The sequence below is a fragment of the Ralstonia chuxiongensis genome (assembly GCF_024158925.1).
GTDB lineage: Bacteria > Pseudomonadota > Gammaproteobacteria > Burkholderiales > Burkholderiaceae > Ralstonia > Ralstonia chuxiongensis.
On the sequence record NZ_JAMYWC010000002.1, the window covers coordinates 318893 to 340093 of the forward strand.

The 21201-nt window shown below is 64.5% G+C and carries 18 protein-coding genes; 13 read left to right on the forward strand and 5 right to left on the reverse strand.

What is annotated here, in order from left to right; all coding sequences use genetic code 11:
• The 4 genes from NKG59_RS06130 (at position 1) to NKG59_RS06145 (ending at position 4480) form a co-directional block, all read left to right on the forward strand.
• Positions 1-1503, forward strand: coding sequence for an NAD-dependent succinate-semialdehyde dehydrogenase (locus NKG59_RS06130; protein WP_253535902.1), 1503 nt, complete (start codon positions 1-3; stop codon positions 1501-1503).
• A gap of 280 nt (positions 1504-1783) precedes the next feature.
• On the forward strand, positions 1784-2998 hold the full coding sequence (gene metX, locus NKG59_RS06135) for a homoserine O-succinyltransferase MetX (protein WP_253535903.1): 1215 nt from the start codon (positions 1784-1786) through the stop codon (positions 2996-2998).
• Complete coding sequence (gene metW, locus NKG59_RS06140; protein ID WP_045205121.1) at positions 2995-3630, forward strand: methionine biosynthesis protein MetW; 636 nt, start codon at positions 2995-2997, stop codon at positions 3628-3630. Before metX ends, metW begins: the two co-directional genes overlap by 4 nt.
• Positions 3631-3733: 103 nt before the next feature.
• Positions 3734-4480, forward strand: a complete 747-nt coding sequence (locus NKG59_RS06145) for a tetratricopeptide repeat protein (RefSeq protein ID WP_253535904.1) — start codon at positions 3734-3736, stop codon at positions 4478-4480.
• 75 nt (positions 4481-4555) lie between these two features.
• Here the strand turns inward: NKG59_RS06145 and NKG59_RS06150 are convergent, their stop codons facing one another.
• Positions 4556-4750: a YbdD/YjiX family protein gene (locus NKG59_RS06150; RefSeq protein WP_004628224.1), complete on the reverse strand. Its 195-nt coding sequence runs from the start codon at positions 4748-4750 to the stop codon at positions 4556-4558.
• A gap of 8 nt (positions 4751-4758) precedes the next feature.
• Entirely contained in the window at positions 4759-6813 is a 2055-nt protein-coding gene (locus tag NKG59_RS06155) for a carbon starvation CstA family protein (RefSeq protein WP_253535905.1), read from the reverse strand.
• A gap of 225 nt (positions 6814-7038) precedes the next feature.
• Here NKG59_RS06155 and NKG59_RS06160 point away from each other — a divergent pair, with 225 nt between their 5' ends.
• The gene (locus tag NKG59_RS06160) at positions 7039-8478 is read left to right on the forward strand and encodes a cache domain-containing protein (RefSeq protein WP_253535906.1); all 1440 of its coding nucleotides are present in this window, start codon (positions 7039-7041) and stop codon (positions 8476-8478) included.
• Positions 8475-9119: a response regulator gene (locus NKG59_RS06165; RefSeq protein ID WP_253535907.1), complete on the forward strand. Its 645-nt coding sequence runs from the start codon at positions 8475-8477 to the stop codon at positions 9117-9119. The genes NKG59_RS06160 and NKG59_RS06165 overlap by 4 nt, the downstream gene beginning before the upstream one ends.
• Here the strand turns inward: NKG59_RS06165 and denD are convergent.
• Complete coding sequence (gene denD / locus NKG59_RS06170; protein ID WP_253535908.1) at positions 9116-10099, reverse strand: D-erythronate dehydrogenase; 984 nt, start codon at positions 10097-10099, stop codon at positions 9116-9118. The two genes, NKG59_RS06165 and denD, sit on opposite strands and share 4 nt — an antisense overlap.
• Before the next feature lie 131 nt (positions 10100-10230).
• Here denD and NKG59_RS06175 point away from each other — a divergent pair, with 131 nt between their 5' ends.
• The 6 genes from NKG59_RS06175 (at position 10231) to otnI (ending at position 16026) form a co-directional block, all read left to right on the forward strand.
• On the forward strand, positions 10231-10947 hold the full coding sequence (locus tag NKG59_RS06175) for a FadR/GntR family transcriptional regulator (RefSeq protein WP_253535909.1): 717 nt from the start codon (positions 10231-10233) through the stop codon (positions 10945-10947).
• Between the two features lie 15 nt (positions 10948-10962).
• Positions 10963-11874, forward strand: coding sequence for an L-threonate dehydrogenase (gene ltnD / locus NKG59_RS06180; protein ID WP_253535910.1), 912 nt, complete (start codon positions 10963-10965; stop codon positions 11872-11874).
• Positions 11871-13184, forward strand: a complete 1314-nt coding sequence (gene otnK, locus NKG59_RS06185; protein ID WP_253535911.1) for a 3-oxo-tetronate kinase — start codon at positions 11871-11873, stop codon at positions 13182-13184. Before ltnD ends, otnK begins: the two co-directional genes overlap by 4 nt.
• Positions 13181-13825, forward strand: coding sequence for a 3-oxo-tetronate 4-phosphate decarboxylase (otnC, locus tag NKG59_RS06190; protein WP_045205113.1), 645 nt, complete (start codon positions 13181-13183; stop codon positions 13823-13825). Before otnK ends, otnC begins: the two co-directional genes overlap by 4 nt.
• A 63-nt stretch (positions 13826-13888) precedes the next feature.
• Positions 13889-15214, forward strand: coding sequence for an MFS transporter (locus tag NKG59_RS06195; RefSeq protein ID WP_253535912.1), 1326 nt, complete (start codon positions 13889-13891; stop codon positions 15212-15214).
• A 23-nt stretch (positions 15215-15237) separates the two neighbouring features.
• On the forward strand, positions 15238-16026 hold the full coding sequence (gene otnI, locus NKG59_RS06200) for a 2-oxo-tetronate isomerase (protein ID WP_253535913.1): 789 nt from the start codon (positions 15238-15240) through the stop codon (positions 16024-16026).
• A gap of 127 nt (positions 16027-16153) precedes the next feature.
• Here otnI and NKG59_RS06205 read toward each other — a convergent pair whose 3' ends face one another.
• The gene (locus NKG59_RS06205; RefSeq protein WP_045205110.1) at positions 16154-16990 is read right to left on the reverse strand and encodes a winged helix-turn-helix domain-containing protein; all 837 of its coding nucleotides are present in this window, start codon (positions 16988-16990) and stop codon (positions 16154-16156) included.
• Between the two features lie 868 nt (positions 16991-17858).
• The gene (locus NKG59_RS06210; RefSeq protein WP_253535914.1) at positions 17859-19727 is read right to left on the reverse strand and encodes a phosphoenolpyruvate carboxykinase (GTP); all 1869 of its coding nucleotides are present in this window, start codon (positions 19725-19727) and stop codon (positions 17859-17861) included.
• Between the two features lie 426 nt (positions 19728-20153).
• Here NKG59_RS06210 and NKG59_RS06215 point away from each other — a divergent pair, with 426 nt between their 5' ends.
• Complete coding sequence (locus NKG59_RS06215) at positions 20154-21182, forward strand: D-2-hydroxyacid dehydrogenase family protein (protein ID WP_024977009.1); 1029 nt, start codon at positions 20154-20156, stop codon at positions 21180-21182.
• The last annotated feature ends 19 nt before the right edge of the window (positions 21183-21201 follow it).

Consider the following 21201-nt stretch of genomic DNA (forward strand, 5'->3'; position numbering starts at 1 on the left):
ATGACCCGCACCGATCTGCCGAGCGCGCCGGTTACGCCACCGATCGCACTGAAAGACCCCGGCCTGTGGCGCACGCAGGCGTTTCTCGCCGGCACCTGGGCCGATGCCGATGACGGCGCCACGCGCGACGTGACCGACCCCGCCACCGGCCGCAAGATTGGCACCGTGCCCGGCATGGGCGCCGCCGAAACGCGCCGAGCCATCGATGCCGCACAGGTTGCGCAACGCGCCTGGCGCAAGGTGAGCGCACGCGATCGCGCCAGGATCCTGCGCAAGCTGGCCGATTTGATGATGGAGCACCAGCAGGATCTCGCCGCCATCCTCACGGCCGAGCAAGGCAAGCCGCTTCCGGAAGCCGCCGGCGAAATTGCCTACGCTGCTTCGTTCATCGAATGGTTTGCGGAAGAAGCACGCCGGATTTATGGCGACACGATTCCCTCGCCGCAGGGCGATCGCCGCATCGTCGTGCAGAAGGAGCCGATCGGCGTGAGCGCGGCCATCACGCCATGGAATTTCCCCATCGCGATGATGACGCGCAAGGTCGGCCCGGCGCTTGCAGCCGGTTGCTCGATGGTCGTGAAGCCCGCGCTGGAAACGCCCTACTCTGCGCTCGCATTTGCCGAGCTGGCCGTGCGCGCTGGCGTGCCGGCGGGCCTGCTGTCCATCGTCACGGGCGATTCGCAGGCGATTGGTGGCGAGCTGACATCCAACCCGATCGTGCGCAAGCTCAGCTTCACGGGCTCCACTGCGGTCGGCCGCTTGCTGATGCGCCAGTGCGCCGACGACATCAAGAAGCTGTCGCTCGAACTGGGCGGCAACGCGCCGTTCATCGTGTTTGACGATGCCGACGTCGATGCGGCGGTGGAAGGCGCGATGATCGCCAAGTACCGCAACGCAGGCCAGACCTGCGTGTGCGCGAATCGCTTTTACGTGCAACGCGGCATCTACGACACGTTTGCTGCCAAGCTGGCTGACGCCGTGCGTGCGCTGCGCGTCGGCAACGGCACGGAGCCCGGCGTGCAGCAGGGCCCGCTGATCCACATGCGCGCGATGGATAAGGTGCAACAGCATCTGGACGACGCCGTGCGCCAAGGTGCGCGCGTCCTGGTGGGCGGCAAGCCGCATGCGCTGTCCGCACAGGGCGGTGCGTTCTTCGAGCCGACCGTCGTGGTCGATGCGAAGCCGGGCATGCTGGTCGCGCATGAAGAAACGTTCGGCCCGCTGGCTGCGCTCATTCCCTTCGACACGGAAGACGAAGCCGTGGCGGCTGCCAACGACACCGAGTTCGGCCTGGCTGCGTATTTCTACACGCGCGATCTGGGCCGCGCGTGGCGCGTTTCGGACGCGCTGGAGTCCGGCATGGTCGGCGTCAATACGGGGCTGATCTCGACGGCCGAAGCGCCGTTTGGCGGCGTCAAGCAATCGGGGCTCGGCCGCGAAGGCTCGAAATACGGCATCGACGAATACCTGGAGATCAAGTACATCAATATGGCCGGCCTTTGACCCAGCATATGGCCGGGGATCGGACGCATCACGATGCGATGATGCGTCCGCCGCCGCTTGCTCTATAATCACCTTCCTCTGGCGCGCCGATTTGACGACTGGCTTGCGGGCGCGCGGGAGTTCAGATATCCACGGATGTGGCCCTGGGCTCTCATTACAAATGCGGCTAAAGAGGTTCGGTCAGAGCGGGGGCGGTGAAAGCAAGCGCCCCACGTGCGCCACATGAGAACCCGATTGGTTGCGTGAACAGCGTTGCCGGTCGGGTTTTTTCTTTGGTGCCATGACAGACATCCAGGCTGACACCGCGGTCACCGCAGCCGATGCGGCGCAGGCCGATCCATCCTCTCCGAAGGCACATCAGGGCAAGCCGGCCAACGCCATCGGCCTGGTCGTGCCCGAGCGCATGCATTTTGCCGAGCCGCTGCAACTGCGCAACGGCTCGCAGATCAGCGGCTACGACCTGATGGTCGAAACCTACGGCACGCTCAATGCCGACCGTTCCAACGCCGTGCTCATCTGCCACGCGCTCAACGCTTCGCACCACGTGGCGGGCGTGCACGCCGAGGGCGAAGTCGGCTGGTGGGACAACATGGTCGGCCCCGGCAAGCCGGTCGACACCAACCGGTTCTTCGTCATCGGGGTGAATAACCTGGGCTCGTGTTTTGGCTCGACGGGCCCCATGAGCCCGCATCCGGAAACCGGCCTGCCCTACGGCGCGCGCTTTCCCGTGGTGACGGTGGAAGACTGGGTGAACGCCCAGGCACGCGTGGCCGACCGCTTCGGTATCCAGCAATTTGCGGCAGTGATGGGCGGCAGTCTCGGCGGCATGCAGGCGCTGGCTTGGAGCCTGATGTATCCGGACCGGCTGCGGCACTGCGTGGTGGTGGCGTCCACGCCCAAGCTGTCGGCGCAGAACATCGCCTTCAACGAGGTGGCACGCAGCGCGATCCTGTCCGACCCCGATTTCCACGGCGGCGATTACTACGCGCACAACGTCAAGCCCAAGCGCGGCCTGCGCGTGGCCCGGATGATCGGCCACATCACGTACCTGTCGGACGAAGACATGGCCGCGAAATTCGGCCGCGAGCTGAAGGCGGACGACATCCGTTTCTCGTTCGACGTCGAGTTCCAGGTCGAGAGCTACCTGCGCTACCAGGGCGACAAGTTTGCCGAGTACTTCGATGCGAATACATATCTGCTGATCACGCGCGCGCTCGACTACTTCGACCCCGCACTGGCCTACGGCGGGAGCCTTACCAAGGCCGTTGCGCATACCAAGGCGAGCTACCTCGTCGTCAGCTTCATGACCGATTGGCGATTCGCCCCCGCGCGCAGCCGCGAGCTGGTCAAGGCGCTGCTCGACAACAAGCATCCCGTCACCTACGGCGAGATCGACGCGCCACACGGTCACGACGCTTTCCTTCTGGAAGACGCGCGCTACCACGCGCTGGTCCGCGCCTATTACGAACGCATCGCGCAGGAGATCGGCGCATGACAACGCAAACGCTGAACCCCGCTGCGCCGTCCGCAGTGCCGAACATCCTGACCGACCGCGCGGACTTCCGTGCCATCGCCCGCTGGATCGAGCCAAACTCCACCGTGCTCGACCTTGGCTGCGGCGACGGCAGCTTGTTGCGCGTGCTGCAGGATGAGCTCGACGTGCTGGCCTACGGCATCGAGATCGACGATGCGGGCGTGCTGGCCTCCGCGAAAAAGGGCGTGCACGTGATCCAGCAGAACATGGAAGGTGGGCTGGCACTGTTCGAAGACAAGAGCTTCGATACGGTCATCCTTTCGCAAACGCTGCAGACCATCCACAACACGGCGCAGGTGCTGCGCGAGATGCTGCGCGTGGGCCGCGAGTGCATCGTGTCGTTCCCGAACTTCGGCTACTGGCCGCATCGGCTTTCGATCTTCCGCGGGCGCATGCCGGTGTCCAAGTCGCTGCCGTACGAGTGGTACAACACGCCCAACGTGCGCGTGCTGACCATCCGCGACTTTGAAGCGCTGGCGCCCAAGGTGGGGCTGGTGATTCTCGATCGCGTTGTGCTGCACGAAGGCAGCGTGGTGCGCTGGGGGGCCAACTGGCGCGGCAGCGTGGCGGTGTACCGGGTGCGCGCGGGCTGATTGCCTCGGCCGCTGCGGGCGCCTCTGGTGTGCTGGTTTGTGCGCACCCGCACGTAGCAGGATGGCGCGTTACACTGGGCCATCTTCCGTTGAGGAGCGCGCGATGAGCAGACAGGTCCGGCGCAGAAGTCCGCGCATGCTGCAGGCGGTGTTGGTGGTGGCGATGAGTACGGCGATGTCATTGGCAGCCGCTGCAACGTCGCCTGCCGACACACAGGGCGATGCCGCCGCCCTCACCCAGATCGCCATCGCGCATTACGAGAAGAACGATTTCGGCCACGCTTTCGACGAATTTGCCGAGGCGGCACAGCGCGGCAACCGGCTCGCGCAATTCAACTACGCGATGATGCTGATGCGCGGCGAAGGCACCGTCGCCCGCCCAGAAGAGGCGGTCAAATGGCTGCGCCGCGCCGCCGACAACCAGATGACCCACGCGCAGTTTGCCTACGGCGAATTGTTTGAGCGCGGCGAGCTGGTACCGCGCTCCCTGGAAGAAGCCAACAAATGGTACGAACGCGCCGCGGCGGGCGGGCATGTCGAGGCGCAGCGCGCGCTGGCCACCAACTACTTCACCGGACGCGGTGTGCAGCGCGACTACGGGCGCGCGTTTAGCTGGTACAAGAAGGCAGCCGAGGGAGGCGATGGGCCCTCGCAGTACATTGTCGGCAGCTATTACGAGCGTGGGGAACCCGGCGTAGTGGCGCAGGATATCGAGCTGGCCAAGAAGTGGTACGGCCGGGCGGCTGCGCAAGGGGATGTGGGGGCGCTCGGCAAGCTGCGCGAACTGGTGGAGAAAACCTATCGCGCCAAGCACGGCGACCCGCCCACAACGGCGCGTCAGTCCATGTAGCGCACGCAAGCAAAAACCGCCGGGCATGGCAGCATGCACCGGCGGTCTTTGCTTTGGAGCGCGTTCAATCGTCCATCAACAGCAACGGCCCACGCGTCCGGCGTAGCGCGCGTCCTGGCGTTCGCGGAAGAAGTCTTCGTACGTCATGACGGCCTGGCCCGGATGGGTCTCCTGCATGTGGCGCACGTAGGTGTCGTAGTCCGGCACGCCAACCATCAGGCGCAGCGTCTGGCCCAGGTAGCGGCCGAAGTTTTCGAGTTCTTCGCGCATGCCCGTGCTCATGCGCCCAGCGCTTCGTACGGCGTTTCGTTGGCAGTCGGGCGACTTGCCGCGCGCGCCTTGAGTACCGTGCGCAGGCCATACCAAGCGATGCTCACCACCACGAGAATGAACAGACCGCACAGGAATGCGTCGATGCGGTCGTTCAGCACAACCTGCTGCATCTGCGCCATCGACTTGGCCGGAGCCAGCAGCTTGCCTTCGGCAATCGCGCTGGCGTACTTGTTGGCGTGCGCCAGGAAGCCGATCTTCGGGTCCGGATCGAACAGCTTCTGCCAGCCGGCGGTGAGCGTGCAGATCAGCAGCCAGATGGTTGGCAGCAGCGTCACCCACACGTAGCGGTCGCGCTTCATCTTGACCAGCACGCAGGTGCCCAGCGTGAGCGCAATCGCGGCCAGCATCTGGTTGGAGATGCCGAACAGCGGCCACAGCGTATTGATGCCACCCAGCGGATCGATCACCCCTTGGTACAGGAAGTAGCCCCACAGTGCGACGGTTGCAGCCGTGGCAATGAGGTTGGCGACGAGCGAATCCGTGCGCTTGAGTGCCGGCACAAAGGTGCCCAACAGATCCTGCAGCATGAAGCGCCCGGCGCGCGTACCTGCGTCCACGGCGGTGAGGATGAACAGCGCCTCGAACAGGATCGCAAAGTGGTACCAGAAGGCCATCATGGCCTGGCCGCCCACCACCTGGTGCAGGATGTGCGCCATGCCCACGGCCAGCGTCGGTGCGCCGCCTGCGCGGGCGAGGATTGTGTTTTCGCCGACGTCCTTGGCGGTCTGGATCAGCACGTCAGGGGTAATGACGAAGCCCCAGGTGGACAGCGTGTGTGCCACCGTATCGGGCGTAGCGCCCACCAGCGCTGCCGGGCTATTCATCGCGAAGTAGACGCCCGGGTCGATGACCGAAGCAGCCACCAGCGCCATGATGGCGACGAACGATTCCATCAGCATCGCGCCGTAGCCGATGAAGCGTGCTTGGCGTTCGTTCTCCAGCAACTTGGGTGTGGTGCCCGACGAGATGAGCGAGTGGAAGCCCGACACCGCACCGCACGCAATGGTGATGAACAGGAACGGGAACATGTTGCCCGACCACACGGGGCCACCGCCGCCTGCAAACTGCGTGAGCGAGGGCATCTGCATCTGCGGCGCGACGATCAGGATGCCGATGGCCAGTGCCATGATCGTGCCGATCTTCAGGAACGTCGACAGGTAATCACGCGGGGCAAGCAGCAGCCACACTGGCAGCACCGAGGCGACAAAGCCGTAGCCGATCAGCATCCACGTGAGGGCCTTGCCGTCGAATGTGAACAGCGGCGCCAGCGCGGCGTTTTCGTGCACCGCCTGACCGCCGATGATGGCCAGCATCAGCAGCACGAAGCCGATGATGGAGATCTCGCCGATGCGGCCCGGACGGATATAGCGCACGTAGATGCCCATGAACAGCGCGATGGGAATCGTCGCGGCCACCGTGAAGGTGCCCCACGGCGAGCCGACCAGCGCCTTCACCACGATCAGCGCCAGCACGGCCAGGATGATGATCATGATGAGGAACGCGCCAAACAGCGCGATCACGCCGGGCACCGTACCCATCTCACTCTTCACCAGGTCGCCCAGCGAGCGGCCGTCGCGGCGCGTGGAGATGAACAGCACGATGAAATCCTGCACCGCGCCGGCAAACACCACGCCGGCCAGAATCCAGAGCATGCCAGGCAGATAGCCCATCTGCGCGGCCAGCACGGGGCCGACCAGCGGGCCAGCGCCGGCAATGGCCGCAAAGTGGTGGCCGAACAGCACGTGCTTGTTGGTGGGAACGTAGTCGAGCCCGTCGTTGTAGCGCCAAGCGGGTGTCTTGCGGGTGCCGTCCAGGCCGAGCACCTTGTCGGCAATGAAGCGGCTGTAATAGCGATACGCGATCAGATAGATGCATACGGCGGCCACCACCACCCATAGCGCGCTGACTGCCTCGCCGCGCGCAAGCGCAACGGTGGCAAAGGCAGACGCGCCAAGAATGGCAACGACCAGCCAGATCAGGTGTTGCCTGACGAAGCTCATGTCGGTCTCCTCGAACCTTGGTCGAAGTTATTTGCTGAACGCGGGATGTGGGTTCATCCCTGCAGTAAGTCCTACCCCGTGACAGGGGCGTGTAGTATTTGCCAGCCTCACCCCGCGCCACAAGCGGAGGACTACGCAGCACACGTCCGTAGTTCTACGCAGCCCCACATCTGAGCGGGGCTGCTCCGCCACCTTGCAATGCCGCAACGCACGCCGCGTTTTGCCATGAAGCTCCGCCAGAAGATCCTGCTCCTCGCCGTCGCACCGCTGACCATCGCCATGCTGGCGATCATGCTGACCGTGCGACATCAGTCGATTGCGCTGGCGCGGCATGAGCGGCAGTTGGTGGAATCGGCGTACCTGCAGGCCAAGGAGACCGAGCTGCGGTCTTACGTCAAGCTTGCGCAGAGTGCCATCGCCCCGTTGCTTGCGTCCGGCCAAAGTGGCGACCCCGCCCGGGACGAAGCCACGCGCGACGAAGCCATGCGTACCCTCGCCCGCCTCGACTTCGGCACCGATGGCTACTTTTTCCTCTACGACTTGCGTGGCCGCAACCTGATGCACCCGCGCCAGCCCGAACTTGTCGGGCGCGACTTGTGGGACCTGACGGACTCTGGCGGCCAACCGACCATCCAGAAACTGGTGGCTGCCGCGCAGGCCGGTGGCGGTTTCGTGCGCTACATGTGGGACAAGCCATCGACGCACCAGAGCGTGCCCAAGCTCGGTTATGTCGAGCCGATTCCGCAGTGGGGCTGGATGGTGGGCACCGGCCTGTATCTGGATGACATCGAGCAGACCCTGCGAGAGATTGACCAGCGCGCGCAGGCCAACATCGACCAGACGCTGGCGTGGGTCGTTGGCATTGCCGCGATCAGCATCCTGCTGGTAGCCGGCAGCGGTTTGGCGCTGAACGTGAGCGATCACCGCCAGGCCGACGCCAAGCTGCGACAGCTCGCTCAGCAAGTGGTGAAGTCTCAGGAAGACGAACGCGCGCGCGTCTCGCGCGAGTTGCACGACGGCATCAGCCAGGTGTTGGTCTCGACCAAGCTGCTGCTCGAAACCGCGCATGGTCATCTCGAAGCGTCACCTGCATCGCCGCCGTCGATCGAACGGGCGGACAGCATGTTGCGTCGCGCGCTTGATCGGTTGAACAGCGCGCTAGGCGAGGTGCGGCGCGTGTCGCACAACCTGCGTCCCGCGCTGCTGGATGATCTCGGTTTGGCGGCTGCGCTGGAGTTGCTCGTGCGCGAAACGCGCGAAGCGCACGAAGACAGCCAGCCGGGGTTTGCGATTGCGCTCGAAGTGGTCGGGCCGCCCGTGCAGCTACCGGACGCGTGCAACACCGCGCTGTTCCGCATCGCGCAGGAGGCTGTCTCGAACATCGAGCGCCATGCCACGCAAGCCACGCGCGTCGGCGTACTGCTTGAAAACGATCTTGATGCCGTGCGCTTGTCCGTTCGCGACAACGGGCCCGGCTTTGATGTGGAATCCGTGCAGGTGGACCCGCAGCACGGCATCGGCTTGCGCAACATGCGTGAACGCATGGCCGCGCTGGGCGGTACATGTACCGTTGCCTCGGGCCCGCACGGCACCGAGGTGTGCGCTGTGCTGCCGCATATCGTCATCGCTCAACTGGCTTCTGCTCCCTCTTCTTCCCTCGTATGAATATGCGATCACCCGCGCCCGTCAAACTGCTCCTCGTCGACGACCACCCGCTCGTGCGCGATGGTGTGCGCATGCGGCTGGAAGCCGTGCCGCATTTCGAAGTGGTGGGTGAAGCCGGTGACGCCGATGCCGCCTTGCGGGCCGCGCGCACCTTGTCCCCCGATCTGGCACTGATGGACATCGGCATGCGTGGCATGAACGGCATTGCGTTGACCGAGAAGTTTGCCGAGGAATTTCCCGAGATTGCCGTGCTCGTCCTGTCGATGCACGACAACCTGGAGTACGTGCGGCAGGTGATCCGCGCCGGCGCGCGTGGCTACGTGCTCAAGGACGCGCCCGCCAGCGAACTGGTCGAGGCCATCGACGCCGTGCTGGCCGGCCGGCCGTTCTACAGCGCGCAGCTGGCGATGCGCATGGCCGAGCAGGCCGTCATGCCCACGCCGGTCGAGGCGCTCACGCCGCGCGAGCGCGACATTCTTGACGGCATCGCCAAGGGCTATGCCAACAAACGCATCGCCGACGAGCTGGGCCTATCCGTGCGTACGGTGGAATCGCACCGCCTGAACCTCAAGCGCAAACTCGGCATCGAGGGGCAGGCGGAGCTGGTGAAGTTTGCGGTGGAGTTGGGAAAGGGCCGTTAGACGCCCTTCGTGCCTTCCACGTAATCGCGCACCATCGCCTCGAACGAGGTGTCGCGGCCAAAGCCCATCGTATCGGCGCGAGCGGTATCGAAGCGCGCCGGCCAGCTTTGCACGATGGCCTTGATCCGTGCGTCCGGCTCCCAGCGGATGCGCGATACCGGCGCATCGCCCGCCACCCTGCGCAGCGCTTCCACCATCTCGCCCACACGGACCGTAATGCCCGGCAGATTCAATGAGCGGCGATTGCCCCATGCCGACGCCGGCAGCGTATACGCGTGCAGCAGCGAGGCCACCACCTGGCGCGGCGACGCGAGCCACAGTTCGGTCTCGGCTTCGACCGGGCAGATGGCGTCTTCGCCCGACAGCGGCTCGCGGATGATGCCGCTGGCAAAGCTCGATGCCGCGCCATTTGGCTTGCCCGGGCGCACCGACACCGTCGGGATGCGCACCGCGCGGCCATCAACGTAGCCCTTGCGCGAATACTCGCCCACCAGGAATTCGCCCATCAGCTTTTGCACGCCATACGAAGCCTGCGGCGTGGCCGCCGTGTCATCGGTGACGATGGCCGGCAACTGACCGCCGAACACCGCCACAGAGCTGGCGAACAGCACGCGCGGCGCCCGGCCGGTCTTGGCGTGCTGCGCGCGTAGCGCATCAAGCAATGCGCGCGTGCCGTCCAGGTTCACGCGCATGCCAAGGTCGAAATCAGCCTCGGCGGTGCCGCTCACCACGGCGGCCAGATGGAACACGCCGCCCACGTTTTCCTCGATCACCTGGGCGATGAGGGCCGGGTCGGAAGCGTCGCCGGTTACGTAGCGCACGCGCGCATCGGAAATCTGGCCGGCCACCTGGTCCAGCACGATGAAGGTCTCGACCGGCTGCACCGCGCCGTCCGCGCCGGGTAGACCGGGTTGCTGGAGCAGTGCCGCCAGCACGCGCTGGCCGAGGAAACCGGCGCCGCCGGTGATGACGATGTTCATGGTGTCTCCTTGTTGCCTGGCGTAAGCGCCCGGCGTTTTGTCGATGCCTAGGGTAAACAGGGATGAAGCTCTGCGACTCAACTTGTATGATGACACGACGAATTTACGCTTGCCAAGACATCCCTGCCACCATGTTTGAACGACTCGACGCCACGCCTTCCCTGTCCGACCGCGTGGCCCAGACCCTCATGGACAAGATCGACGCGGGCGAACTGCGCCGCGGCGAACGCATGCCGTCCGAAACCGTGCTCGGCCAGGAATTCGGCGTGAGCCGCACCGTGATCCGCGAAGCCATCTCACGTCTGCGCCACGAAGGCGTGGTCGAGGCGCGCCAGGGCAGCGGCGTGTACGTCACGCAGCAGGCCGGCCTCAAGCCCTTGCGTATCGACGCGGCCCAGGCCGGTTCGATCGATGCCGTGCTGCACATCATCGAGCTGCGCCGCGCGCTGGAAGCGGAAGGCGCGGCGCTGGCCGCCCAGCGTCGCACGGATGCCGAGATGATCGAGATCGACGCCGCACTCGACAGCATCGACGCCGCAGTGGCAGCGGGCGGTGACGGCGTGACCGAAGACCTGCGCTTTCACCACGCCATCGCCGCCGCCAGCGGCAATCCGTTTCTGGTGCAGGCACTCGGCTTTTTCAGCCAATACCTGGAAGAAGCGATTGGCGTGACGCGCAGCAACGAAGCGCGCCGCGAAGACTTTGCACGCCAGGTCCGCGACGAACACCGCGCGATGGTCGAGGCCATTCGCCACCGCGACGCACTTGCTGCGCGCAATGCCGCGCAGACCCACATGTTCAATGCCGCACGTCGCCTGGCCGAGGGCCGCGATACGGCGCAAGACTGATTTCAGGAGCAATTCATGACGCAAACGGCGGCTGACCGTAAGGTTGGCGTGATCGGACTCGGCGCCATGGGCTTGGGCATTGCCAAGACCCTGCGCAATCACGGCTACACCGTGCATGCCTGCGACGCGCGCCCGGGTGCCGCTGCGGATTTCGCCAAGGAAGGCGGTGTGGCCTGCGCAACGCCCGCTGACGTTGCGGCGGGTGTGGATGTGGTGGTCTCGGTGGTGGTCAACGCCGCGCAGACCGAGGCCGTGCTGTTCGGCGAGACCGGCGCAGCGGGCGCCATGCGGCCGGGCGGCACCTTCGTCATGTGCTCGACGGTGGATCCGAACTGGTCCATCGCGCTGGAGGCACGCCTCGCGCAGCAGGGCATCCTGTATGTGGATGGCCCGATCTCGGGTGGCGCTGCCAAGGCCGCGTCGGGCCAGATGACCATGATGACCTCGGCCACGCCCGAGGCGTATGCGGCGGCGGGCCATGTGCTCGACGCCATGGCCGGCAAGGTCTATCGCCTTGGCGACAAGGCCGGCGCGGGCAGCAAGGTCAAGATCATCAATCAGTTGCTGGCCGGCGTGCACATTGCAGCGGCTGCGGAAGCCATGGCCCTGGGCCTGCGCGAAGGTGTGGCGGCGGATGCGCTGTATGAAGTCATCACCCATAGCGCGGGCAACAGCTGGATGTTCGAAAACCGCATGGCCCACGTGCTGGCCGGCGACTACACGCCGCTGTCCGCCGTCGACATCTTCGTCAAGGACCTGGGGCTCGTGCTCGATACCGCGCGCGCGACCAAGTTCCCGCTGCCGCTGGCGGCTACTGCCCATCAGATGTTCATGCAGGCGTCGACCGCCGGCTACGCCCGGGAAGATGATTCCGCCGTGATCAAGATCTTCCCGGGGATCACGCTGCCGGAGGGCCAGTCGAAATGAGCGCAGCGCCCACGTCCCGCCCGGTCCTCGGCTGCATCGCCGATGACTTCACCGGTGCGACCGACCTTGCCAACATGCTCGTGCGTGCCGGCATGCGCACCGTGCAGACCATCGGTGTGCCGCCGGCAGGTGAGGAAGCCATCGCTGCGGATGCCGATGCCATTGTCGTGGCCCTCAAATCGCGCACGATTGCGGCGGCCGACGCCGTGGCGCAGTCGTTGAGCGCACTGCGCTGGCTGCGCGCGCAAGGCTGCTCGCGCTTCTTCTTCAAATACTGCTCGACCTTTGATTCCACGGACGAGGGCAACATCGGCCCCGTGGCCGAGGCGTTGATGGCCGAACTGGGCACCGATTTCACATTGGCCTGCCCTGCATTTCCCGAGAACGGCCGAACGATCTTCCGCGGCCATCTGTTCGTGGGCGACGTGCTGCTCAACGCGTCGGGCATGGAGCACCATCCGCTGACGCCGATGCGCGATCCGAACCTCGTGCCGGTGCTCGCGCGCCAGAGCGCGGGCAAGGTCGGCCTGCTGCGTTACGACGCCATCATGCGCGGCGCCCAGGCCGCTCGTGATCAGGCCCAGCAACTGCGCGCCGACGGCGTGAAGCTGGTGATTGCCGATGCCATTTCCAACGATGACCTGATCGTGCTGGGCGAGGCGTTTGCCGACCTGCCGCTGCTCACGGGCGGCTCGGGCCTGGCGCTTGGCTTGCCTGCGCAATACCGCCGGGCGGGGTTGATCATCGAACATGGCAACGCGGCGCAACTGCCGGCGGTAGCCGATTCGGCGATCGTGTTGTCGGGCAGCTGTTCGCGAGCGACGAACGCGCAGGTGGCGCACTGGCGTGCATCGCGCCCCGCCTTCCAGATTGATCCGCTGGCGCTGGCCGAAGGCAAATCGGTGGTGGTCGACGCGCTCGATTTCGTGCACCGCCATGCCGGTCAGACGGTGCTGGTTTACGCCACCAGCGCGCCCGAGCAAGTGGGTCACGTGCAGCAAACGCTGGGTGTGGAGCGCGCCGGCAAGCTGGTTGAAGATGCACTGGGCCGCATCGCTCGCACGCTGCATGCCGATGGCGTGCGCCGCTTCGTGGTAGCCGGTGGTGAAACATCGGGCGCGGTGGTGCAGGCGCTCGACGTGCGCGCGCTGCGCATCGGCCCGCAGATCGACCCAGGCGTGCCCTGGACAGCCACCATCGACACCGATCCGGTTGCGCTGGCATTGAAGTCCGGCAACTTCGGGACGGTGGATTTCTTCGAGAAGGCGCTTGCGCAACTGGCGCAGGCCACAGCGGAGGCGGCGGTATGAGCGCGTCCACTGAAACTGCACTGCGTGAAGAGATCGCCCGTGTCGGGCAGAGCCTGTATGCGCGCGGTTACACCGTCGGCACGGCAGGCAACATCAGCGCACGCCTGCCGGACGGCTGGCTCATCACGCCCACCGATGCCTGCCTTGGCACGCTGGACCCGGCGCGTATCGCCAAGGTGCTGGCGACGGGCGAGTGGGTTGGCGGCGACAAGCCTTCGAAAACGCTCGCTCTGCATCGCGGCATCTACGACCGCAATGCCGACGCGCATGCCGTGGTGCACACGCATTCGACGCATCTGGTGGCGCTCACGCTTGCCGGCGTCTGGAACGAAGCCGATGTGCTGCCGCCCATCACGCCGTACTACGTGATGAAGGTCGGCCACGTGCCGCTCATCACGTATCAGCGTCCGGGGCATCCGGATGTGGCTTCGCAGATTGCTGCGCTGGCCAATGACGTGCGCGCCGTGCTGCTCGATCGACTGGGGCCCGTGGTATGGCACGGCTCGGTGTCGAACGCAGCCTACGCGCTGGAAGAACTGGAAGAAACCGCACGGCTTTGGTTGATGACCGAACCCAAGCCTGCACCGCTGTCCGACGCGCAGATCGACGAACTGCGCCAGACGTTCGGGGCTCGTTGGTAGCGACCGATAGCAAATCGGTAGCGCCCACAGCACGGCCCACATAAAACCTACACCGGAGACCACATGAACACCTCGACCGCCACCACGGCGGCGTTGCCTTCGCACGCCGTTTCAAAAGAGGACAGCGTTTATGCGCGCGTGTCGCGCCGCATCGTCCCGCTCATCATGCTCTGCTACGTGGTCGCGTACCTCGACCGTGTGAACGTCGGCTTTGCGAAGCTGCAGATGTCGCAGGCGCTGAATTTTTCCGAGACGGTCTACGGGCTGGGAGCCGGCATCTTCTTCATCGGTTACTTCCTCTTCGAGGTGCCGAGCAACCTGCTGATGAACAAGATCGGCGCGCGTATTTGGATCGCGCGGATCATGATCACGTGGGGTTTGATTTCGGGCGCATTCGCATTCGTGCAGACGCCCACCCAGTTCTACGTGATGCGGTTCCTGCTGGGTTTGGCCGAAGCGGGCTTCTACCCCGGCGTCATCCTGTATCTGACGTACTGGTATCCGTCGCATCGCCGCGCGCGCATTGTGGCGATGTTCATGGCGGCCATCCCCATCTCGGGCATCTTCGGCAATCCGCTGTCGGGCTGGATCATGAGCGCGTTCCACGGGACGGGCGTCGGCGGCGGCTGGCAGGGCTGGCAGTGGATGTTCGTGATCGAAGCCATTCCTGCCGTGCTGGTCGGCTTGCTGGTGCTGTGGAAGTTCGATGACAGCATCCGCAAAGCCAAGTGGTTGTCGGAAGACGAGAAGCAGATTCTCGAAGCCAACATTGCTGCAGACAACAAAGGCAAGATCGAGCACCACGGCATCGGCAAGGTGTTCTCCGATCCGCGCGTGTGGATGATGAGCCTGATCTACTTCACTTTCGTCATGGGCCAGTACGGGCTGACGTTCTGGATGCCGACGCTGGTGAAGGACGCCGGTGTGAAAGACACCTTCATGGTGGGCGTGCTCTCCGCCATCCCGTACGTATGTGCGGCGATCACCATGGTGCTGATCGGTCGCAGCGCCGATGCACGCCGCGAGCGTCGCTGGCACCTGGTTGTGCCGGCGCTGATGGGCGCAGTCGGTTTTGCTGTGGTCGCCACGGCTGGGCACAACGTGGCCCTGTCGATCGTGTTCCTGTCATTGGCCGCTGCGGGTGTGCTGACGTGCGCGCCGCTGTTCTGGTCCCTGCCGACGGCCTTCCTGCAAGGCACGGCTGCCGCTGCCGGCATTGCCGCCATCAACTCGGTCGGCAACTTGGCCGGCTTTGTGAGCCCCTATATGATCGGTGCGCTCAAGGACATGACGGGCAGCACATCCGCCGGCATGTATGCGTTGGCGGGCGTGCTGGTGCTCGGCTGCATTGCCGTGTTGCGCACGCCGTCGAAGTTGGTCAATAAATAAGCAATCGTATTCAGAGGTCTGCCATGCCGCGCTTTGCCGCCAACCTGTCCATGATGTACCAGGAGCACGCGTTCCTCGACCGCTTTGCCGCTGCGGCAAAGGATGGCTTCGAGGGCGTGGAGTTCCTATTTCCCTACGACTTCGACAAGGCGGATATCCGCGCCCGTCTTGACGACGCTGGCCTCACGCAAGCACTGTTCAATGCTCCGCCGGGCGACTGGGCTGGCGGCGAGCGCGGCATCGCCTCGCTGCCCGGTCGCGAAGAGGAATTCAAGCGCGGCATTGCGACAGCGCTGGAGTATGCGCAGGTGCTGGGCAATACGCGCCTGCACGTGATGGCCGGGCTGCTGCCCCCGGGTGCAGACCGCACACGCCACCATGCCACCTACGTGAGCAACGTCGCCTACGCTGCGCGCGAGGCTGCCGGCGCGGCGGTCACCATCGTGCTGGAACCGATCAACACGCGCGACATGCCGGGCTTTTTCCTCACGCACCAGGCGCAGGCACATGCGGTGTGCAAGGAAGTCGGCGCGACCAACGTCAAGGTGCAGTTCGATCTGTATCACGCGCAGATCATGGAGGGCGATCTGTCGGTCAAGCTCAAGCAGTACGTCGATGGTGTGGGTCACGTGCAGATTGCCGGCGTGCCCGATCGCCACGAACCGGACGAAGGCGAGCTGAACTATCCGCACCTCTTTGCATTGCTGGACGCGCTCGGCTATGACGGCTGGGTCGGCTGTGAATACCGGCCGCGTGCCGGTACGAGCGAAGGGCTCGGCTGGCTCAAACGCTGGCGCGAAGGCCAACGCTGACGCAGCAGCACAAGAAGGAACTGCGCCAATCTGTCCAGGTTACGGCGCGCATGACCATGCGCTGACGCAAAAGAAAACCGCCGCTGCGCAATGCGCAAGCGGCGGTCTGCTCTGGCGGACAGGCTCGTTAGGCGCCCAACTGAGCTGGGCCGAGCGAGCGCGTCGTGGGGACGCGGCCGTATGCCGGCAGTTCAGCCTTGCGGCTTGCGGCTTCCAATTGCATGCCGATCGCGTCGGCAGCATATGCGGCCGTTGCGCCGCTGGTGCCGACCACGAGGCGATAGCCGCCGCCGCGCACGGTCTGGATCAGGCCATCGCAGGGCGTGCCGGCCAGCGCCACGCGCAGCTTGCGCACGTGCACATCCACCGTGCGCTCACCTACGAATACATGGTTGCCCCATACGCGGTCCAGCAGTTGCGTGCGCGAGTGCACGCGTTGCGGATGCGCGACGAGAAAGTGCAGCAGGCGGAATTCCAGCGGACTGAGCGGAATGGCGCGCGGGCCGGTGTCGGTTTGCGCAGTCACGCCCAGCGTGAGCGGATCGAGGCGCAGGCCGTTGACCTGCAGGATGTCGTCGCCGTGCTGATGCGGCGCGCGGCGGCGCAGTACGGCGCGAATGCGGGCATGCAGCTCGCCCGTGTCGCACGGTTTGACGACGTAGTCGTCGGCACCGGCGTCGAGCGCGGCAATCTTGGCACGCGCATCGCCATGACGGGACAGCACGATGACCGGCAGGCCGCGCGTCTGCATGTTGGCGCGCAACGCCAGCAGCATGTCGATCGACTCGCGCTCGGGCCATGTCCACTCCATCAGGAGCAACTCAGGCATGGCGGCCAGGATGGCTGCCTGCGCCTGGCCCGGATGGCTGACCCGTTGAACGTCGTGTCCACCATCACGCAGGGAAAACGACAGACGCTCCCCCTCTGCCTGGTCTTGTTCGACCAGCAAGATCTGAATACCCACTTTGTGATACCTCCCGTCTAACCAGCCGACACACTCCGGCGAGCAGCCTCGCGGCTGCGCTCTGCTGTCTGCGGTGCGCGTTGTTATGAGTGCCATGCGGGCAATTGCGCGTGTGCTCGCATGTCATTTCTTGCGGGCGCTGTTGTCCGGCCGTCGGCCTTGTGCGGATCGTCATGTTGCTATTCCCGTCGACGATCGCCAGCGGAGCCTCCTGGGTGTGGTGTCCAGGGTGGTCCTGAGAAAGGTCTGCAAGCCCCTCGGTGCCTGCCGCAGCGTGCCGAACCATGCAATCGTTTGCACAGTTTGCGGCGTTGCGTGCGCGCAATCCGAGCCGGCGCCCCCCCGAGCGCCGGTGAAGTAGGGATCCCCCACCTCCGTTGGCATAAGGCTTGTTAGCCCTCTCCCGTTTCCTCTAGTCATGAACCCCCCTTCTGGCTCAGAGAAAAGGGATTCCGTTTTGCCGGATTATAAGAATCCCGTAGGGATTCGTCACGCAGGAATTTTAAAATTTGGAAATTCATTCAATTCGACACGCATTGGGGTGGCGCGGTTGACATGCATTCTTCATAAAGCTATGCCAGGCAACGTTCTTGGCCGATACCATGCGTGTAATGATTCAAGCTTGGCATAAATGCATGACGATTATGCTCGCGCCGGCATAATCACCAATCCCATGTGTGGACCGGTATTTTTTACAAAGCAATTCGATTTCCTAAAAATCAATTGATCTGTTTTGTTGGCAGGGGTAATTCGCGCGATTTAAAACTTTAGGATTACTGCTCGTTGTTTGAGCAACCTTCTTCGGGCAGACACAAAAAAGCCCGCGCGAGGCGGGCTTCTTGTCCTGGTGTCGAGGCGGTGGCGGGCGTTAGCCCTGCAGGCGTTCTTCCAGGCGGGTCTTAGCATCGGGCAGCGCTTGCGGCAGACCGTGTGCCAGTTTCGTGAACAATTCGTCGTGCAGGGCCAGTTCCTGCGTCCAGGCGTCCGCGTCCAGCGAGATCACCTTGGCGAACTGCTCGGCCGTGAAGTCCAGCCCGTCCCAGCTCAACTCTTCGTAGCGCGGCGACACACCAAAGACGTGCTCATCGCCCTGTGCTCGGCCTTCGATGCGATCGATCATCCACTTGAGCACCCGCATGTTTTCGCCAAAGCCCGGCCAGACGAACTTGCCGTTCTCGTCCTTGCGGAACCAGTTCACGCAGAAGATCTTCGGCAGCGTGGCGCCACTTTCGGCCAGCTTCTCGCCCAGGTTCAGCCAGTGCGCAAAGTAGTCGGCCATGTTGTAGCCGCAGAACGGCAGCATGGCGAATGGGTCGCGGCGCACCACGCCTTGCTGGCCTGCAGCGGCGGCAGTGGTTTCCGAGCCCATCGTGGCAGCCATGTAAACGCCTTCGGTCCAGTCGCGCGCTTCGGTCACGAGCGGCACCGTGGTCGAGCGGCGCCCGCCGAAGATGAACGCATCAATGGGTACGCCTGCCGGGTTGTCCCATTCCGGATCAATCGAGGGGCATTGTGCTGCCGGCGCGGTGAAACGCGCGTTCGGATGCGCTGCCTTGCGGCCGGTTTCCTTGGCGGTCTCGGGTGTCCAGTCCTGGCCTTGCCAGTCGATCAGGTGGGCGGGCGGCGTGTCGGTCATGCCTTCCCACCACACATCGCCGTCGTCCGTGAGCGCAACGTTGGTGAAGATGACGTTCTCTTTGAGCGTGGCCATCGCGTTGAAGTTGGTCTTCTCGCTGGTGCCCGGGGCCACGCCAAAGTAGCCGGCTTCCGGGTTGATGGCGTACAGGCGGGTCTTGCCGGCGGCGTCCTTGCGGGGCTTGATCCAGGCGATGTCGTCGCCGATGGTCGTCACCTTCCAGCCGTTCAGCCCTGCGGGCGGAATCAGCATCGCAAAGTTGGTCTTGCCGCAGGCAGACGGGAAAGCCGCCGCCACGTGATACGTCTTGCCTTCCGGCGAGGTCACGCCCAGGATCAGCATGTGCTCGGCCAGCCAGCCCTGGTCGCGGCCCATGGTCGAGGCGATCCGCAGGGCGAAGCATTTCTTGCCCAGCAGCGCGTTGCCGCCGTAGCCCGAGCCGAACGACCAGATTTCGCGCGTTTCCGGGAAATGCACGATGTACTTGGTCGGGTTGCACGGCCACGGCACGTCCTTCTCGCCGGCGGCGAGCGGCTTGCCGACGGTGTGCACGCACGGCACGAAATCGCCGTCGGTGCCAAGCACGTCGTACACCGCGCGACCCATGCGGGTCATGATGCGCATGTTGACGGCCACGTACGGGCTGTCCGACAGCTCCACGCCGATGTGCGCGATCGGCGAGCCCAGCGGGCCCATCGAGAACGGCACGACGTACAGCGTGCGGCCGCGCATGCTGCCGTCAAACAGGCCGTTCAGCGTCTGGCGCATCTCGGCCGGGGCCGTCCAGTTGTTGGTGGGGCCGGCATCTTCCTTCTTCTGCGAGCAGATGAAGGTGCGGTCTTCCACGCGCGCCACGTCCGAAGGGTCCGACAGTGCCAGGTAAGAGTTCTTGCGCTTGGCCGGGTTGAGCTGCTTCATCGTGCCGGCGGCCACCATTTCGGCGCACAGGCGGTCGTATTCCTCTTGCGAACCATCGCACCAAACAATGCGCTCCGGCTTGGTGAGTGCTGCCACCTCGCCCACCCACGCGACGAGGCGCGGATGTTTCACGTAATCGGGCACGTTCAATGCAGGCACGCCCTGCATCACGGGTTGATTCATGACCAAAACTCCAATGAAAGTGAGAAAGAAATCGGTGGCGGATCAGCACGGTGGCCACGCCCAGCGGCGGGTTGGAAAGCGATCGACGGCGCATCATGAGCAGGCCGGATCAGCGATTTCCAGAGGGGGAGGTGAGGCAGGCGGAGGGACGGTAGCCGTGCTGGTTTCACATTCAGTTACAAAGCGGTGCGCTGGCGGAACGTGGGTTTTTCCGGGCAGCGGGGGCCGCGTGCGCTAAAGTGGCGGGACCGAGGTCAACAGACCATAGAACAAGGACTCGTCACCAGCGGGGCAGCGCAAATTGCGTGCCCGCGGCGGGCAATTCCAAACGTCGACACAGATTGTCGTGCGACGAGGGATGGGAAGAATACCACCGCGAGGGATCGCTGTTTTTTGCTGCGCACCATTGTTCGAAGTGAGATGTCGATGAAGATTGCCGTACTGGACGACTACCAAGACGCTGTTCGCAAGCTGGATTGCTTCAGCCTGATGCAGGACCACGAAGTCAAAGTGTTCAACAATACCGTCAAGGGTGTGGGGCAATTGGCCGCACGCGTGGCGGACGTTGAAGCCATCGTGCTGATCCGGGAGCGCACACGCATAACGCGTCAGCTGCTCGACCGCCTGCCCAAACTCAAGATCATCAGCCAGACTGGCCGGGTGTCGCGCGATTCGGGCAGCCATATTGATCTGGATGCCTGTACCGACAAGGGCGTTGTGGTGCTGGAGGGCAAGGGCTCGCCGGTGGCGCCGGCTGAACTGACCTGGGCGCTGGTGATGGCTGCTCAGCGTCGCATTCCGCAATACGTTGCGAGCCTGAAGCACGGCGCGTGGCAACAGTCGGGGCTGAAATCCACCACGATGCCGCCCAACTTTGGCATTGGCCGCGTCCTGAAGGGCCAGACGCTGGGAATCTTCGGCTACGGCAAGATCGGTCAGCTCGTGGCTGGCTACGGCCGCGCCTTCGGCATGAATGTGCTGGTGTGGGGGCGCGAGGGCTCACAGGAACGCGCACGCGCCGATGGCTTTGCCGTAGCGGAATCGAAGGATGCGCTGTTCGAGCAGTCCGACGTGCTGTCCGTCCACCTGCGGCTGAACGACGAAACGCGCGGCATCGTGACGGTGGCCGACCTCACGCGAATGAAGCCGACCGCCCTCTTCGTCAACACGAGTCGCGCTGAATTGGTGGAAGAAAACGGCTTGGTGACGTCGCTCAATCGCGGGCGTCCGGGCATGGCTGCCATCGACGTGTTTGAAACGGAACCCATCCTGCAGGGCCACACCCTGCTGCGCATGGAGAACTGCATCTGCACGCCGCACATCGGCTACGTCGAACGCGAAGGTTACGAGCTGTACTTCAGCATCGCGTTCCAGAACATCCTCGATGTCCTGCAGGGTAACGTCGACAGCGTGGTCAATCCGACGGCGCTGGCGCCAGCGCTGATCCGCGCCTAACGCCGGCGTTCTGTCCGCC

Coding starts and splice junctions, on each gene's coding strand:
- ltnD (WP_253535910.1), top strand. CDS start 10,963: ATGACGCAAACGGCGGCTGACCGTAAGGTTGGCGTGATCGGACTCGGC.
- NKG59_RS06130 (WP_253535902.1), top strand. CDS start 1: ATGACCCGCACCGATCTGCCGAGCGCGCCGGTTACGCCACCGATCGCA.
- otnC (WP_045205113.1), top strand. CDS start 13,181: ATGAGCGCGTCCACTGAAACTGCACTGCGTGAAGAGATCGCCCGTGTC.
- metW (WP_045205121.1), top strand. CDS start 2,995: ATGACAACGCAAACGCTGAACCCCGCTGCGCCGTCCGCAGTGCCGAAC.
- otnI (WP_253535913.1), top strand. CDS start 15,238: ATGCCGCGCTTTGCCGCCAACCTGTCCATGATGTACCAGGAGCACGCG.
- NKG59_RS06155 (WP_253535905.1), bottom strand. CDS start 6,813: ATGAGCTTCGTCAGGCAACACCTGATCTGGCTGGTCGTTGCCATTCTT.
- NKG59_RS06165 (WP_253535907.1), top strand. CDS start 8,475: ATGAATATGCGATCACCCGCGCCCGTCAAACTGCTCCTCGTCGACGAC.
- NKG59_RS06150 (WP_004628224.1), bottom strand. CDS start 4,750: ATGCGCGAAGAACTCGAAAACTTCGGCCGCTACCTGGGCCAGACGCTG.
- NKG59_RS06175 (WP_253535909.1), top strand. CDS start 10,231: ATGTTTGAACGACTCGACGCCACGCCTTCCCTGTCCGACCGCGTGGCC.
- NKG59_RS06215 (WP_024977009.1), top strand. CDS start 20,154: ATGAAGATTGCCGTACTGGACGACTACCAAGACGCTGTTCGCAAGCTG.
- NKG59_RS06160 (WP_253535906.1), top strand. CDS start 7,039: ATGAAGCTCCGCCAGAAGATCCTGCTCCTCGCCGTCGCACCGCTGACC.
- otnK (WP_253535911.1), top strand. CDS start 11,871: ATGAGCGCAGCGCCCACGTCCCGCCCGGTCCTCGGCTGCATCGCCGAT.
- metX (WP_253535903.1), top strand. CDS start 1,784: ATGACAGACATCCAGGCTGACACCGCGGTCACCGCAGCCGATGCGGCG.
- denD (WP_253535908.1), bottom strand. CDS start 10,099: ATGAACATCGTCATCACCGGCGGCGCCGGTTTCCTCGGCCAGCGCGTG.
- NKG59_RS06210 (WP_253535914.1), bottom strand. CDS start 19,727: ATGAATCAACCCGTGATGCAGGGCGTGCCTGCATTGAACGTGCCCGAT.
- NKG59_RS06145 (WP_253535904.1), top strand. CDS start 3,734: ATGAGCAGACAGGTCCGGCGCAGAAGTCCGCGCATGCTGCAGGCGGTG.
- NKG59_RS06195 (WP_253535912.1), top strand. CDS start 13,889: ATGAACACCTCGACCGCCACCACGGCGGCGTTGCCTTCGCACGCCGTT.